16 protein-coding genes and 1 pseudogene are annotated in these 13,979 nt (G+C 70.2%); 12 read left to right on the forward strand and 5 right to left on the reverse strand.

Annotated elements, in window-relative coordinates; all coding sequences use genetic code 11:
* On the forward strand, positions 1-223 hold a 223-nt coding region (locus ACIOMQ_RS27200), incomplete at its 5' end, for a tectonin domain-containing protein (protein ID WP_402190758.1).
* Positions 224-433: 210 nt separating this feature from the next.
* Here the strand turns inward: ACIOMQ_RS27200 and ACIOMQ_RS27205 are convergent.
* Positions 434-1,537, reverse strand: a complete 1,104-nt coding sequence (locus ACIOMQ_RS27205) for a hypothetical protein (RefSeq protein WP_402190761.1) — start codon at positions 1,535-1,537, stop codon at positions 434-436.
* A 238-nt stretch (positions 1,538-1,775) separates the two neighbouring features.
* Between ACIOMQ_RS27205 and ACIOMQ_RS27210 the strand changes: the two genes are divergently transcribed.
* From ACIOMQ_RS27210 to ACIOMQ_RS27240, 7 genes and pseudogenes are all read left to right on the forward strand, one after another.
* On the forward strand, positions 1,776-1,904 hold the full coding sequence (locus tag ACIOMQ_RS27210; protein ID WP_402190764.1) for a hypothetical protein: 129 nt from the start codon (positions 1,776-1,778) through the stop codon (positions 1,902-1,904).
* A gap of 115 nt (positions 1,905-2,019) precedes the next feature.
* Positions 2,020-2,793, forward strand: coding sequence for an RNA ligase family protein (locus tag ACIOMQ_RS27215; protein WP_401268310.1), 774 nt, complete (start codon positions 2,020-2,022; stop codon positions 2,791-2,793).
* A gap of 231 nt (positions 2,794-3,024) precedes the next feature.
* Positions 3,025-3,336 carry a metalloregulator ArsR/SmtB family transcription factor gene (locus tag ACIOMQ_RS27220; RefSeq protein WP_362205135.1) on the forward strand — a complete coding sequence of 104 codons (312 nt, stop codon included), beginning with the start codon at positions 3,025-3,027 and terminating at the stop codon, positions 3,334-3,336.
* A 110-nt stretch (positions 3,337-3,446) separates the two neighbouring features.
* Positions 3,447-4,664 (forward strand): MFS transporter, encoded by a 1,218-nt coding sequence (locus ACIOMQ_RS27225; RefSeq protein WP_402190766.1) that lies wholly within the window; start codon positions 3,447-3,449, stop codon positions 4,662-4,664.
* 295 nt (positions 4,665-4,959) lie between these two features.
* The gene (locus ACIOMQ_RS27230) at positions 4,960-5,565 is read left to right on the forward strand and encodes a DinB family protein (protein WP_401941266.1); all 606 of its coding nucleotides are present in this window, start codon (positions 4,960-4,962) and stop codon (positions 5,563-5,565) included.
* Between the two features lie 349 nt (positions 5,566-5,914).
* On the forward strand, positions 5,915-6,757 hold the full coding sequence (locus tag ACIOMQ_RS27235; protein ID WP_401941269.1) for a hypothetical protein: 843 nt from the start codon (positions 5,915-5,917) through the stop codon (positions 6,755-6,757).
* Between the two features lie 161 nt (positions 6,758-6,918).
* Positions 6,919-7,394, forward strand: a pseudogene (locus ACIOMQ_RS27240) (GNAT family N-acetyltransferase).
* Between the two features lie 203 nt (positions 7,395-7,597).
* On the opposite strand, the gene cpt reads toward ACIOMQ_RS27240, so the two are convergent.
* Complete coding sequence (cpt, locus tag ACIOMQ_RS27245) at positions 7,598-8,119, reverse strand: chloramphenicol phosphotransferase CPT (protein ID WP_401988100.1); 522 nt, start codon at positions 8,117-8,119, stop codon at positions 7,598-7,600.
* A gap of 285 nt (positions 8,120-8,404) precedes the next feature.
* On the opposite strand from cpt, the gene ACIOMQ_RS27250 reads away from it, so the two are divergent.
* The 4 genes from ACIOMQ_RS27250 (at position 8,405) to ACIOMQ_RS27265 (ending at position 11,021) form a co-directional block, all read left to right on the forward strand.
* Positions 8,405-9,019 (forward strand): hypothetical protein, encoded by a 615-nt coding sequence (locus tag ACIOMQ_RS27250; RefSeq protein ID WP_362205150.1) that lies wholly within the window; start codon positions 8,405-8,407, stop codon positions 9,017-9,019.
* A gap of 248 nt (positions 9,020-9,267) precedes the next feature.
* Complete coding sequence (locus ACIOMQ_RS27255; protein WP_362205153.1) at positions 9,268-9,615, forward strand: hypothetical protein; 348 nt, start codon at positions 9,268-9,270, stop codon at positions 9,613-9,615.
* Between the two features lie 119 nt (positions 9,616-9,734).
* On the forward strand, positions 9,735-10,289 hold the full coding sequence (locus ACIOMQ_RS27260) for an NADPH-dependent FMN reductase (RefSeq protein ID WP_402190768.1): 555 nt from the start codon (positions 9,735-9,737) through the stop codon (positions 10,287-10,289).
* A gap of 87 nt (positions 10,290-10,376) precedes the next feature.
* Positions 10,377-11,021, forward strand: a complete 645-nt coding sequence (locus tag ACIOMQ_RS27265) for a MepB family protein (protein WP_401941273.1) — start codon at positions 10,377-10,379, stop codon at positions 11,019-11,021.
* Positions 11,022-11,121: 100 nt separating this feature from the next.
* Here the strand turns inward: ACIOMQ_RS27265 and ACIOMQ_RS27270 are convergent, their stop codons facing one another.
* Genes ACIOMQ_RS27270 through ACIOMQ_RS27280 form a run of 3 tightly spaced genes read right to left on the reverse strand, consistent with a single transcriptional unit; the run spans position 11,122 to position 13,973 of the window.
* Positions 11,122-11,688 (reverse strand): hypothetical protein, encoded by a 567-nt coding sequence (locus tag ACIOMQ_RS27270; protein ID WP_402190771.1) that lies wholly within the window; start codon positions 11,686-11,688, stop codon positions 11,122-11,124.
* 60 nt (positions 11,689-11,748) lie between these two features.
* On the reverse strand, positions 11,749-12,453 hold the full coding sequence (locus tag ACIOMQ_RS27275; protein WP_401988024.1) for a TetR family transcriptional regulator: 705 nt from the start codon (positions 12,451-12,453) through the stop codon (positions 11,749-11,751).
* Positions 12,450-13,973 (reverse strand): MFS transporter, encoded by a 1,524-nt coding sequence (locus ACIOMQ_RS27280; protein ID WP_401941282.1) that lies wholly within the window; start codon positions 13,971-13,973, stop codon positions 12,450-12,452. Before ACIOMQ_RS27280 ends, ACIOMQ_RS27275 begins: the two co-directional genes overlap by 4 nt.
* Between the last annotated feature and the right edge of the window lie 6 nt (positions 13,974-13,979).

Here is a 13,979-nt window from a genome sequence, read left to right on the forward strand (position 1 = left end):
CCCCGTCTCCGGCGGCCTCACCCGCATCTCGGCCGGGTCCAGGACCCACGTGTGGGGTGTGAACTCCCTGGACCAGATCTACCGGTACACCGGCCACGACACCAACCCCTGGATCGGCATCCCCGGCCGCGCAGTGGACATCGGCGTCGCCGCCGACGGCACCGTCTGGCACGTCAACTCCGATGGCGCGATCTACCGCTACACCGGAGACCAGCCGAGCTGAACCCGGGCAGCACCCGCGAGGGGTCCTCGACCGGCACGTCAGGGGCCCCTCGTGGCTGAGTATCCAACGCGGCCGGTCCGCTGCCGCGCTGTCGCGTTGCCACGTTTCCCATCCTCGGCAAGGGCAGCTCGTGGTCCGATCCGGGCGGCCGCGCGTTGAGGTCGAGACTTCGCAGTGCCCGTGCCGTTGCCGCAGGCCGACCACATGAGCTCACTTCCCAGCCGGCAGGGGGGTGGGGGTGCCGTGGATTCTGGCGACGCGTTCGCGCCAGGTGATGTGTTCGGGTTCCGGGGTGGCGGCGTAGCGGCATCGGGGGCATTCGGTTTCGCCGTACATGGGGCGGAAGACGTGGGGGTCGCCGGGGCCTGTGCATTCGATGAGTTCGGGGAGGGGTGGGCGTTCGCGGGGTTGGGGTTGGGGTTGGATGGCGGGTTCGGGGAGTTTCTGGATGAGGCGGTAGCGCAGGAAGCCGACTGCTGAGCGCACGCCGTTGTCGGGGCGTTCAGCGAGCAGGGCGTGGCGCAGGTCGGATTCGCTCAGGCCGCGTTCCAGCCATTTGACGGCTTCCACGGCGAGTGCGCGGGCTTCGCGCAGGCCCAGGTGGAGTTCGCGGCGGGAGTGGCGCAGGGAGAGCAGGACCCGTTCCGCGCGGGCGAGTTGGGCGGAGTTCGCCGTCGAGGGCGGTGGGGGTGGGGTCGGTTCGGGTGTTGGTGTGGACAGACCCGCGGATGTCGGTGCGGACTGCCCCGCGGGGGTCGGTGCGGGTGGTGGTGCGGGGGTCGGTGCGGGGTTGGGGTCGGGTGTTGGCTCGGGGGTCGGTTCGGGTGGCGGTGCGGGGTTGGGGTCGGGCGTGGGCTTGGCTTCGGGGGGTGGGTGGGGAGTGGTTTTATCACTGTGGTCTTCTACCGGTTCATAGCCACCGGCCGTCCGGGGAGCCGGTTCACCGACCGCCGGGAAGTGCGTACTCGGTGGCCGGGACGGGGGCGGGGTGCCTCGCAGGTGGCGTACCTGCTCACTCCTCAGGGGGTTGTTCGCGACCAGTTGCTCGGTGAGCCAGCGGCCACCCTCGCCCTGGCTCCGCCACTCGTGCACGTACCCGTGCTCGACCAGCTGTTCCTTGGCCTTCTGGTACGCGCGGCCCTTGATGCCCAGCCTGCGGGCGAGCTCGCTCAACGGCTTGTACGCCGCATCGTCGGGAAGGCCCTGGACGTACAGGAGCAGGATCTTCGCGTCACTGCTCAGACGTTGATGACGTACGACATCGTGCGATGCCTTCGTATAGCGCGCGGACGGCGCGATAACATGACGCAGCATTTCCGGTGGACCTTTCTTCCACTGGTGGTGTAGGCCCTCGGTCGGTGTTGGCGCACCGTCGGGGGCCGCTCTGTGCACACAGAGAGACACAGAGCGTGATGATTTCGTCACCGTACCGCATCTTTCTCATCTCCCGCCATGCGAATGGGACTTCGCGTCGACGCCGCGCCCCCGAGCCCGCGTCTCGCGTGCAGGCGTCGAGAACAAAACGGATTGCTCGAACACCGCGCTGCCGTACATGCTCGCTGCGCACGCCTTCACCGTCGCCCGCGGCCACGACGTCGAGACCTGCGGCATGCCCCAACTCACCGACCTGGACTGGCTGTTCGGCGAAACGCCTGGCTTGCCGCCACCCTTCTCGACCTGAGCCGGCCCCGCACGATGCACCGCGATGAACGCCGCTGTCGTACGACGATGCGAACACGGCCATGCCGGCCGGCCCCGCTTTCAACACCCAACTGGATCAGGAAGGAACGCACAGCATGATCCGCGCCATCGACCTCGCCGCCCTCAACACGGCGACCAAGTACCCGTCGATCCCCACCTACCACACGCTCGATCCGAAGAACGGCGGCCTCATCGAGGAGACCGTCGCGTTCACCGGCGACGTGTACCTCACCGAGAAGGTCGACGGCACCAACGGCCGGATCGTCAGCTTTCCCAGCGGTGACTACGTCATCGGCAGCCGCGAGGAGCTTCTCTACGCCCGCGGTGACCTGATCGGGAACCCCGCCCTCGGTATCGCCGACGCGCTGCGCCCCCTCGCCGACCGCCTCACTCCGCCCACCAGTGGGATCCGGATCCTGTACCTGGAGGTGTACGGCGGCAAGGTCACCGCGGCCAGCCGCGAGTACACCGGCAGCCGGGCCGTCGGCTACCGCCTCTTCGACGCAGCCGACGTCCCGCTCGACATCCTGGAGTGGCCACGGGCACGGATCTCCAGCTGGCGTGAGGACGGCGGGCAGCGGTTCCTCGACGAAGACGCGTTGACCCTGTCCGCCAAGGCCCAGGACATCGAGCTCGTCCCACGACTCGCCACCGTGGGCGCGGACGACCTGCCGACCGGCATCGCCGAGATGCAGGCGTTCCTCGCAGACCACCTGCCGGCGACCCACGTGGCCCTGGACGAGGGCGCGGGCGGCCAGCCCGAAGGCATCGTGCTCCGCAACGGCGACCGCTCAGCGATAGCCAAGGCCCGGTTCCAGGACTATCGGCGCACCCTCAAACGCCGCACCCAGCCCGCACGTCACCGCTGACCTTTTCGGGCCCGGCCGCAGTGAAGGCGGCCGGGCCCCACCGCTCCGCGTACACCACCCCACCCGTACGCCTTTGACCACCTGCGTCACGGGGAGCACGCATCGGCCGCCCCATCGGTCCCGCACAACGACGGGGAACGGCACCCTGACCGATTTCAGCGATTTGACTCACCCCTACATATCGGGAAAGCTAGATGCGTTCCCATGAGTCGCGTGGAGAGGTGAAGAGCAGTGGACCCCCTGGCCGTACACAAGGCACTCGCCAACCCCGCACGCCTCCAGTTCATGCAGTGGCTGAGGGAGCCGGAGAAGCACTTCGACGAGGACTCCTACCGGCAACAGGGGCTCGGATTCCACATCGGGGTGTGCGTCGGCGACATCCAGAAGCATGCCGGACTGGCACAGTCGGTGGTGTCCGGGTACCTGCAGACCCTGAAGGACGCGGGGCTGCTCACCTCGGAACGCATCGGCAAGTGGACGTACTACCGGCGCAACGAGCCGGTGATCGCTGAGTTCGCCGCGCACGTCCGCGACGAGCTGTAGGGCCCGCGCCCGACCGTCACGCACCCCGCGCCCGACCGCCGCAGCCCCATCCCCTCGACCTCTCCCACAACTCAATATATCTACTTTTCTAGATTTGATGAAAGGCCGCGATGCGAAAGTCCGCCCTCACCGTCCTGGTACTCGCCCTCGGCGTGTTCGGGATCATCACCACCGAGATGGGCATGGTCGGTGTGCTCCCCCGGGTCTCGGCCGAACTCGGCGTCTCACCATCTGCGGCCGGGTGGCTCGTCGGGGCGTTTGCCCTGGTCATCGCGGTGACCGGACCGTTCACGACGCTGCTCGCCTCCGGCATCGACCGCAAGAAGGTGCTCGCCGCCGCCATCGCGGTGTTCGCCGTATCCAACGCCGTCTACGCGCTCACCACGCAGTACGAGGTGATGCTCGCCTTCCGCGTCGTCCCTGCCCTCTTCCATCCGGTGTTCTTCGCCGTCGCGCTCGCGACCGCCGCGCGGATGGTGCCGGCCGAGGACGCGACCCGGGCCACGACCACCGTGTTCGGCGGAGTCACCGTCGGTTTCGCCTTCGGCGTGCCGCTGACCTCGTACCTCGCCGAGCACGTGTCCCTGCCGTCGGCGTTCTGGTTCGGCGCGCTCGTCAACCTGATCGCCTTCCTCGGCATCCTGCGGTTCGTCCCGCCCATGCCCGTCGGCCAACGGGTCTCCTACGGCGCCCAGTTGAGCGTTCTCAAGCAGTCCCGGATGTGGCTGACCATCGCATCGATCGTCCTTGTCTTCGCGGCGATGTTCTCGGTCTACGGCTACTTCGCCGAATACCTGGGCCAGGTCACGCACATGGACGGCACCTGGGTCAGCGCCATGCTGATGGCCTTCGGAATCGTGATGATCCTCGGAAACTTCGTCTTCGGCGGGCTGTTGCGGCGCAACCTGATTCGTACGGTGATCGCCTACCCCGTTCTGTGTCTGCTCGTCTACGTGCTCCTGTACGCCGTCGGCCCGTTGTTCGCGCCGATGGTTCCGGCCGTACTGATCTGGGGTGCCGTGCACTCCGGCGGGCTCATCGTGAGCCAGAGCTGGCTGGGGAGGGACGCCGTCGACGCACCCGAGTTCGGCAACAGCCTCTTCATCTCGTTCTCGAACCTCGGCATCACCATCGGAACCGCGGTCGGCGGCTGGGTCCTGGCCGCGTACGGCGCCCGTCAACTCGCCTGGGCCGGAGCCGGATTCGCGGTCGCCGCGCTGCTCGCCATGGCACTGCGGCAGAGTCTGGACCGCACCCGTACGCGCCCTGTGTCCCCTCCGCCGACCGACCGGCCTTCGGCGTCGATCAGCACCCAGGGGCCGCTGTAGGAGCTGCCCTCCGCGTTCAGGATCACCTCGGCGACTCCGTTCCGGAACGGCCGCACACCGGGGTGGCTCCTGCCCATCGGGATACGCCACCGCCCCAAGGCGGCCCCACCGACAGCGGCCCGGCAGTTGCCGACGCTCGGTAGTCGCCGGCGCATGGTAGTCGCCGACGCATGGTAGATACCGCCGCCCGGCTCGCCGCCGTTCGAGTCAAGGGCTTCGTGGTACCCACCTCCTGAGACACCGCACCCGGCACCGAAGGCCGGGAGCCGGGAGCCGACAGGAAGGGAAACGGCCCATGGGAACGACGAGTACCGACATCGACGCGCAGGCCGGGGAACGTGAGGATCTCCTCGCGATCGTCGCCGATCAGCGCGGCAACCTCCTCTACACCGTCGAGGGCATCAGTGACGAGCAGGCCGGTCTCACCACCACCGTCAGCGAGTTGACGCTCGGCGGTCTGGTCAAGCATCTCGGCGATGTGCAGCGGACGTGGCTCGCGGTGGTCGACGGTACGGCGCCGGTCGCGGTCGGCCAGGCCGATCTGGACCCCGACGGCAACCGGATGACCGAAGGCGAGACTCTGACCGGGCTGCTCGACGCCTTCCACGCGGCCGCCGCGGAATTCGACCGCGCGGTACGGCAGGAGCCCGACCTCGGGCGTCTCGTGACGCTCCCGCAGTATCCGTGGTCGCCACCGGAGCCGATCACGTGGAGCGTACGGCACGTACTGCTGCATGTCTTCCGCGAGATCGCGCACCACAGCGGGCACGCGGACATCATCCGCGAGGCCCTGGACGGCGCCGACACCACGGCACGCATGATGGAGGCCGCCTCGCGCGACGCCGACGTGAACAGCGGCGCCGGTGTGAACAGCGGCGCCGGTGTGAACAGCGGCGACTGACAGCAGGGGTCCGGAGCCCGTCCCGGGAGCCCGTCCAGCGTGCGTCGGGCGTGCGTCGGGGCGGGCTCCGGGGCGGCTCCGGGGACGCGCTCCACTCCACGCACCCCGCGTCCGCCCGGAACCCGGAGTGGTCGCTCGCCGGTGCAGCGTACGAAGCGCATGCGGCCGAACGAGTGTCTCGCAGCCGGTCTCCGGGGCACGCGGCGGGATGTTTCTGGAGACTGGCCGTCGGTGCGGAAGTGCTTTCCGGCCGCTCGTATCGAGGCGTCGATTTCCGGCCACAACACAACGCCCCTTACGCTGCAACACATCGGTCACCAACGGTCGGCCGGGAGAGAAGGGCGACAACATGACCTCCGAGACCAACACACTCGGCACCATCGATGCCACAACTGCCGTACTGCAGGCGGAACTTCCGCGTCTGGAGCAGCACCAGCAAGCACTGGAGAAGGAGCTCGCGACCGTCACCGAGCGCCTGGAGTCGGTGCGGACCGCTCTGACGGCCCTGCGCACCCTGTCCACTTCCCCCGTCCCCTCCTCGAACACGGGTGCGGTGGAGGACAAGGCCCAGGAAGGCAAGGCGGAGGGCGTCAAGGCCGAGGCCGAGAGCGTCACCGCTCCCAGGATTCCGCAGCAGGCTCAGGACTCCATCGACTCCGCCACCCAGGCAGAGGTCCCGCAGGAAGCGGTGGAGAGCCCGCAGGAGGCGGCTGAGGCCCCGCAGGAGCCCGCGACGGCCGCTCCCGCACGCCGCACCGCCCGGAAGGCGTCCGCCCCCAAGGGCCGCAAGCAGGCGGCCGCCAAGCCGAAGAGCGAGCGCGGCCAGGCCAAGAAGGCCACCGCCGCCAAGTCGGTGAAGTCCGCCGAGCCCGCGAAGAAGGCCGCCGCCGCGAAGGGCAAGAAGGCCGTCGCACCGGCCAAGGCCGCCAAGCCCGCGAAGGCCACGGCTCCGAAGAAGGCAACGCCCGCCGCGCCGGCTGTCGACGACAGTGGCAGCCTCACCGAGATGGCTGTGAAGGTGCTGGCGACGTTCGGCGACACCCCCGTCCGTGCCCGTGAGGTCACGAAGGCGCTGGGGCGTGAGCTCACCCCCAACAGCATCAACACCGTGCGCAGCACGCTCGACCGGCTCGTCGCCACGTCGCGGGCCCACCGCGCCGGCCGGGGCCTCTACCAGGCACCCGCCAACTGACGCCTCCCGCAAGGCGGCACAAGGCGGCACCACGAGCGTTCGTCACCCGCCCCCGTTGCGGTCCTGGGACCGCGACGGGGGCGGGTGATGCCGCTTCCGAATCCGGCGCCGGTGGCTGATCCCGGTGGATTGCCGTCCCGGTCCGTCTGTAGGTTGCCCGCATGTCTTCATCGCTGCGCCTCGAAGAGATCACATCGGAGAACGTCGAGGCCGCCTGCCAGCTGAAAATACGCCCGACCAGGAAGGGCTCGTGAAGCCGGTCGCCTGGTCGCTGGCTCAGGCGTACGCGACACCCGAGCTCGCCTGGCCCCGGCTGGTCTTCGACGGTGAGCAGCTCGTCGGCTTCGTCATGGCCTTCTTCGACATCCGTTTCCATCCGGACGAGCCGGATGACAAGCCGCGCTCCGGGCTCTGGCGACTGAACATCGCCGCCGGCCAACAGGGGCGGGGATACGGCAAGTTCGCGGTGGAAGCGGTGTGCGAGGAGATTCGGCGGCGCGGGCAGACGCGTGCGACCGTGACGTACGTTCCCGGGGCGCACGGACCCGAGGGGTTCTATTCCAGGCTCGGGTTCCGGTCGACCGGGGAGATGAGCGGGGACCAGGTCGTCGCTGAGCTCGAACTCGGGGACGCGTAGTTCCGCGTGTGCGGTGGGGGGGCGTGCGGGGTGCGTGCAGTGGGTGCGTGCTGGGTGCGTGCTGGGTACGGGTGACGGGCGCGCCGGGTAAACGTGCTGGGTACGGGCAGCGGGTGCACCGGATGGGTGCCGCGCGTGTGGTGGGCGTTGTGGCCGGGAGAGGGCGCCGGGCGCTGCGCGCCCGTGGGGCGTGCCCCGGCGGATCACTTCACACGGTCGGCGATGCTCCGCGCACACTCCATGGACTCGCTCCGCGTCGTGTCCACCTCCAGGTCGTAGAACACACCCCGGTGGACCAGGTCCGCCTGCGCCGCCGCCATCCCCGTGATCCGATCGCCGCGCGCGACCTCACGGGCCTCGGCAACCGCGCTCTCGCACCGGACACCGACCCACAACACCCGCAGTCCGCCGAGCGCCCGCTGCCAACGCTGCTGGGACTCCGCTCCGCCGAGGAAGACCTCGTCGACGACGACCCTGGCCCCCGCACGGGCCATCGCGGCGACTCCCTCGATCCATGCCGTCTCCAGCGTGCGGAACTCGGGGCCGACGACCACTTCACCGTCCGGCGCGAATGCGATGCCCGCGTCCGACTCCCGCATGGGCGCGGGCATCGCCTCGATCAGCGTGTCGACCCCGAAGGTCAGCCAGGGATCCGGCAGGACCGCCTGAAGGCACCGGGCGATCCCGGACTTCCCCGAGCTGGAACCACCGTTGAGCACAATCATCCGGGTCATCACGGCGCCACTCTATGACCGCGCTGTGCCACCTGCGTCCCCGGTCTCACCGGGGACACCGGTGACATCGGCGGCCCCCATGGTGCGCACGGTCGTATCGCGGCCGATCGCGGCCCCCGGCCGTGAGCAACCGCCGGTGCGAGGAGATCCATAAACCCTGGACCTCCGGCGAGAGCCGTGAGTCCATAGGAGTCCGTGGGAGTCCGTGGGAGTCCGTGGGAGTCCGTGGGAAACCGGATCAGCTTCGTCAGGGGGTCGTCAATGCCGCGTCGTGGAGTGAGAGTTCCGAGCGGTCGGCTGTGCGCGGGGATCGTGCTCGGCCCTGTCGCCGGAGTGGTAACACTGTGGCTGCTCGCCCTCCTCGGCCAAACCCTCTACACCTCGCAGAGCACGTTCGAGGTGCTGCTGTTGCCGGTGAGCGGCATCGCCGTGGGCTGCGCCGTGGCCCTCACGCGGATGGGCACCGGTACCGGGTACTCGCTCGGTCTGCTGGCGGCGATCGCGGCCATGTTCTTCTGTGCCCTACACATGGAGTCCCTCTCGTCCAACGCCCTGCACGACCGGGGCCGGGAGGTGTACGGCGTGATACAGAAGGAGACTTCCAGCGTCACCGACCCGGACGGCGCCGGCACGACGTACAGCTACGCCGTCTCCTACCCGGAGAACCTGCGCCAGCGGGAGCTCTCCACCCTGAACACGCGGTTGGAGGTCGGGGGGCGGTATCTCATCACCGTCGACCCGCAGCGCAAGGTTCACCCGGCTCTCGGTCCCCGGCCGGGCACGGACGTCTTCCACCTCATCGGGCAGATCGGGAGCGGGGCCCTCGTCCTGCTCTTCTGGACCTGCTCCGTCATGCTGGGCTTCCGGCCGGACGAACTCGAAGGCTGGTGACGCACCTGAGCCGTGCCCGTGCGGACGTTCACCGCGTCGCGCGCACGCCGCGCCGGGCGTCCGTGCGCACGGGCAGCGGTCACCACGGTCGATTCGCCGAGCGGGGCACATGGCCCACATGGCCGTCGGCAGAACCGATTCAGCAGCTCCCGTCCGGGTGAAGAATCCCCGCATGTGGCAGTAACCGCAGGTCAGCGGCACAGACTTGGGCCGGTTCTGATTTTTTTCCCGGGCAAGGAGTGCCTTTCATGCGTCTTCGTTCCACCGTGGCTGCCGCCTTCGGCGCGCTCGCGCTCATCGTGGCCGTGCCGACCTCGGCCGGCGCAGCCTCCGGCGACTTCAGCTACACGTACAGCGGTCTCAACGGTTCTCCGCGAATCGGTATCCTGTTCGACCCGCCGAGCAGGGTGTGCCTCACCCTGCCCGAGGTCGCCGACCCCCATTCGTCGAGCCCCGCCCACACCCCGTGGAACCACACCGACGCGACCGCCACCGTCTTCACCGGCGTCGACTGCGAAGGCGACCACTTCTCCCTCCGGCCGTACGGTGGCCACGCCTCCAGCCGGCTGAAGCTCCGCTCCGTCGTCTTCAGCTGACGCCTCTCCTCCCCGACCCGCCCGCCCCGCCCCGCCCCGGTACGAGCCGCGCCGCTCTCGCGCCGGGGCGGTGTCGTTCGTCACGGGAATCGTTGCCGGCCGTTCCCGGTTCACCGGACATGCCCGTCCCCCATGCGATCCTTTTGCTTTCCGGAAGCCTGCGCAGCGGTTCCTCCAACGAGACGGTGCTGCGCACCGCGCGGACGGTGGCGCCCACGGGCGTACGGACCGTTCTCTACGACGGCCTCGCGGCGCTCCCCCACTTCAATCCCGATGACGACGCCGATCCGCTGCCGGAGCCGGTGGCCGCGCTGCGTACGGCGATCGACGAGGCGGACGCCGTTCTGGTGTGTACGCCGGAGTACGCGGGGACCCTGCCGGGGGCGTTCAAGAACCTGCTGGACTGGACGGTCGGCGGCACCGAGATCTGCGACAAGCCGACCGCGTGGGTCAACGCCGCCGCCCCCGGCCGCGGCCAGGGCGCGGAGGCCACGTTGCGGACGGTACTCGGCTACACGGGTGCGGACATCGTGGAACCGGCCTGTGTACGGATCGCCGTGGACCGGAACGCGGTCGACGCGGACGGTGTCATCACCGATCCGGACGCCCGCGAGCGGCTCGGCCACGTGCTCGGGCTGCTGACGGAGCGGGCCGCGGAGATCGACCGGGGGTAGGTGCGCTCGGCCGTCGTGCCCTGTCCCCGTCGGAGTCGCCCCCGTCCGGTCGGCCCGCCCAGTCAGCACGATGACAGAATGGGGCGAATGACATCTTGTACGCCTGAACCGGAGCCGCGGCCCGGCTCCTGGACGAGCGGCGGGCCGCTGCACGCCGACCTCCTCGCGGCGAAGGCGCTGGTGTACGACCCGAGCGGGTTCACTTGCACCCGGCCGGTGCCCGAGCCGGAGAGCGCCGACTACGGGGCGCATGTGTTCACCGTGGACGGCTCCGCCGTCAGGTTCCGGGTGGCCAGGACGACCCCGACGAAGGTCGGCCAGTTCGTGACGGTGTGGAAGCGGTCGGCCGAAGGGCCGATTCAGCCCTACGACTCCGAGGACCCCGTCGATCTCTTCGTCATCAGCAGCCGTGACGCCGGCCGTTTCGGGCAGTTCGTGTTTCCGCGGGACGTGCTCTGCGAGCGGGGCATCGTGTCGCGGAACGGCACCGGCGGGAAGCGCGCCTTCCGCGTCTATCCGCCGTGGGTGACGACGGCCAATCGCCAGGCGGACCGTACGCAGGAGTGGCAGGCGGAGTATTTCCTGCGCGTGGACCTGTGTGCGGACGAGGGCGGGGCGGACGGCGACGGGGCGGGCAAGGGCAGGGCGGGCAACCAGGCGGCGGATGAGGGCGCATCGCATGAGGGCGCAGCCGTCGACCTGGTCCGGTGCCGGGCGCTCTACCACCCGTGACCGCTGCCGGGCTTCCGGGCTTCCGGGACTGCGGGATTGCTGGACCGGGGCTGCGGGACCAGGCTGCGGGACCAAGACCGCCTGACGTCCGGGCCGGGCGTCAGCGGTAGTCCTCCGGGTGGCCCTGCATCCAGGTGTTGACGCGGTCGCGGGTGCCGAGCAGGTCGGAGCGGTGCTTCTCCAGGTTGGCCGTGGCGGTGTCACCGTTCAGCGTCTTGCGCAGGGCGCTGATCCGGGCCAGCGGTTCCTTGAAGTGGCCCGCACCCTGGGCGTCCGCCCTCATCGCCTTGTCCAGGCGCGCCAGTTCGTCGTTGACCCGGCCCAGGAAGTAGGCGCAGTTCGCCGATCCCGGGGTGCAGTTGTCGTTCAGCGTGGCCTGGAGGCCCGCGAAGGCGTCGCGTACGGCCTCCGGCCTGTTCCGGGCGGCCTCGGCCGCCGCGTCCGCCTCCGCTGCCGCGCTCGCCTCGTCCGAGGCGCTCTGCGCCGCAGCGGCGGCGTCGGCCGCCTTGGCCGCGGCCGACGCGTTCACGGAGGGTGCCACGTAAGGGACTCCGTCACCCGGCCCCTGCGATGTGGTGGCGCCGGTGCAGCCCACCAGGAACGCCCCGAGAACCGCGGTCGCGACCACGGTGGTCGCGGCGCCGCGTGCGTCGGTACGGATAGACATGAGGCCCCCCTCGTCCGGATGGCCCAGACCATATATCCCCGGCCGGGCGCCGGCGCTGCCTCACCCCGTGATCAGGGTCTGGAGTGCGGGCGCGTACAGGTCCGCGATGTGTTCGGGGGTGGCCTCCGCGCCGGCGCCGTCGCGGTGGAGGCTGAGGGTCGCGCCGAGGCCGAGCAGGTGTCCGGCGACGAGTTCGGCGCGCAGGGCGGGTTCGGGGCCGGGGAGGCGGGCGGCCAGGGCGTCGGTGACCTGTTCGTGGAAGCGATCACGCAGCAGGGAGCGTTCGTCACGGTTGCCGAGCGAGAAGACGACCCGCAGCAGGGGGTCCGTCTGCAGTTCCCGGCGGCGGCGCACCAGCGTCACCACCATGTGGCGGCCCAGCGCGTCGAGCGGTGCGTCGAAGAGTTCCGCGGCGGCCGGGCCGAAGTCGGCGACGGTGTTGAAGAGTTCTTCCTTGCGGCCGAAGTGCTTGACGACCAGGGACGGACTCACTCCGGCGTCGGCCGCTATGCCCCTGATGGTCACATCGGCGTACGGACGCTGTGTGAACGCCCGGCGGGCGGCGCGCAGGATCGCGTCCCGGCCCGATCCGGAATCGCCGGCCGTGGTCGGCTCCGGCGCCGGATCGCCGGCGGTGGGTCCCGGGACCGGTCCGGACTCCGCAGCTACGGCGGTCGGTCCCTGAGCCGGTCCGGACGCCGCCGCAACGGCGGTCGGTCCGGGGGCCGGAGCCGGGGCCGGTACGGTGGCCTGGCCGCTGATCATGCGCCCTCCTGGGTCTCCCGGACCTCCCGGACCGGCATCGTCCGCACGCCGCCCTTCCGGTCGACCGGGGCGTTGCGGCTCCCTTCGACCGTACCCGCCCCCGTGTGCGTACGGCCGGGCGGCAGGCACAGCGTGACCAGCAGGGCCGCGAGCGCCGCGCCCGCCGCGATCAGGAAGACGACCTGGTAGGCGTGGAGTGTGGGGGCCGTCCGGCCACCCGCCACGAACGTGATGTTGGCGAGGACCGCGGCCACCGTCGCGCTGCAGAAGGCCTGGCCGATCGACCGCATCAAGGTGTTGAGGCCGTTGGCCGCACCCGTCTCGCTGACCGGGACGCCGCGCATGACCAGCGCGGGCAGCGCCGAATACGCGATGGCGGTGCCCGAGGCGACGACCGTCGCACCCGCGATGATCAACCAGAGGGTGTGGCTGGTGAAGTAGCGCACCACGTATCCGGCCGCGATCACGCCCGCCGCCACCGCCAGACTCACCTTCGGACCGTACTTCGCGGAGATCCGTGCCGAGACCGGCGAGAGCGCCACCATCATCACGCCGCCCGGCAGCAGACACAGCCCACTGACGACGAGCGAGGCGCCGAGCCCGTAGCCGGTCGCCTTCGGTTCCTGCACCATCTGCGCGGTGACCAGGGAGTTCGCGTAGAAGGCGAAGCCGATCAGCAGCGCGGCGACGTTGGTGAGCAGGACGGCCGGGCGGGCCGAGACCCGCAGGTCGACCATGGGCGTCGGGACGCGGAGTTCGTAGGCGCCCCAGCCCAGCGCCACCAGCACGGCGGCCCCCAGCAGCCCGGTCGTACGGGCCGAGGTCCAGCCCCAGTCCGCGCCCTGGGTGACCGCGAGGAGCAGGCAGACCAGGGCCCCGGACAGCCCCAGCGCACCGACGGCGTCGAAACGGCCGCGGGTGCGGAGCGGGGACTCGGGTACGCACCACAGCACCAGCACGATGTCGACGACACCGATCACCCCCGAGACCCAGAACATCGTGTGCCAGTCGAAGTTCTCGACGACGAGCGCCGCGACCGGCAGCCCGACCGCCGCGCCGATGCCGAGCGTCGAGCTCATCAGCGCCACGGCGGACAGCACCCGCTCGGGCGGGAGTTCGTCGCGCAGGATGCTGATGCCCAGCGGGACGACGGCGAGCGCCGCACCCTGCAGGGCACGGCCGGTGATCAGTACGCCGATGTGGGAGCTGATCGCGCACAGGACCGAGCCCGCCACCAGCACCACGAGCGAGGCGACAAGCACCCGCCGCTTGCCGTACATGTCACCGACCCGGCCGAGAACCGGCGTGAACACGGCGCCGGTGAGCAGGGTGACGGTGACCAGCCAGCTGGCGGCGGCCGGGGTGGCGCCGGTCAGGGCGGGGATGTGCGGGAGCAGCGGTACGACGATCGTCTGCATGACCGCGACCACGACACCGCAGAAGGCGAGCACGCCGACGGCGAAGCGGGGGTGTGGGGCCTCGGCCGTGGCGTGGTCCAGGGCGGGTATGTCCGCGGGCATGGCTCT

The organism is Streptomyces sp. NPDC087845 (genome assembly GCF_044742755.1).
Taxonomy (GTDB): Bacteria; Actinomycetota; Actinomycetes; order Streptomycetales; family Streptomycetaceae; genus Streptomyces.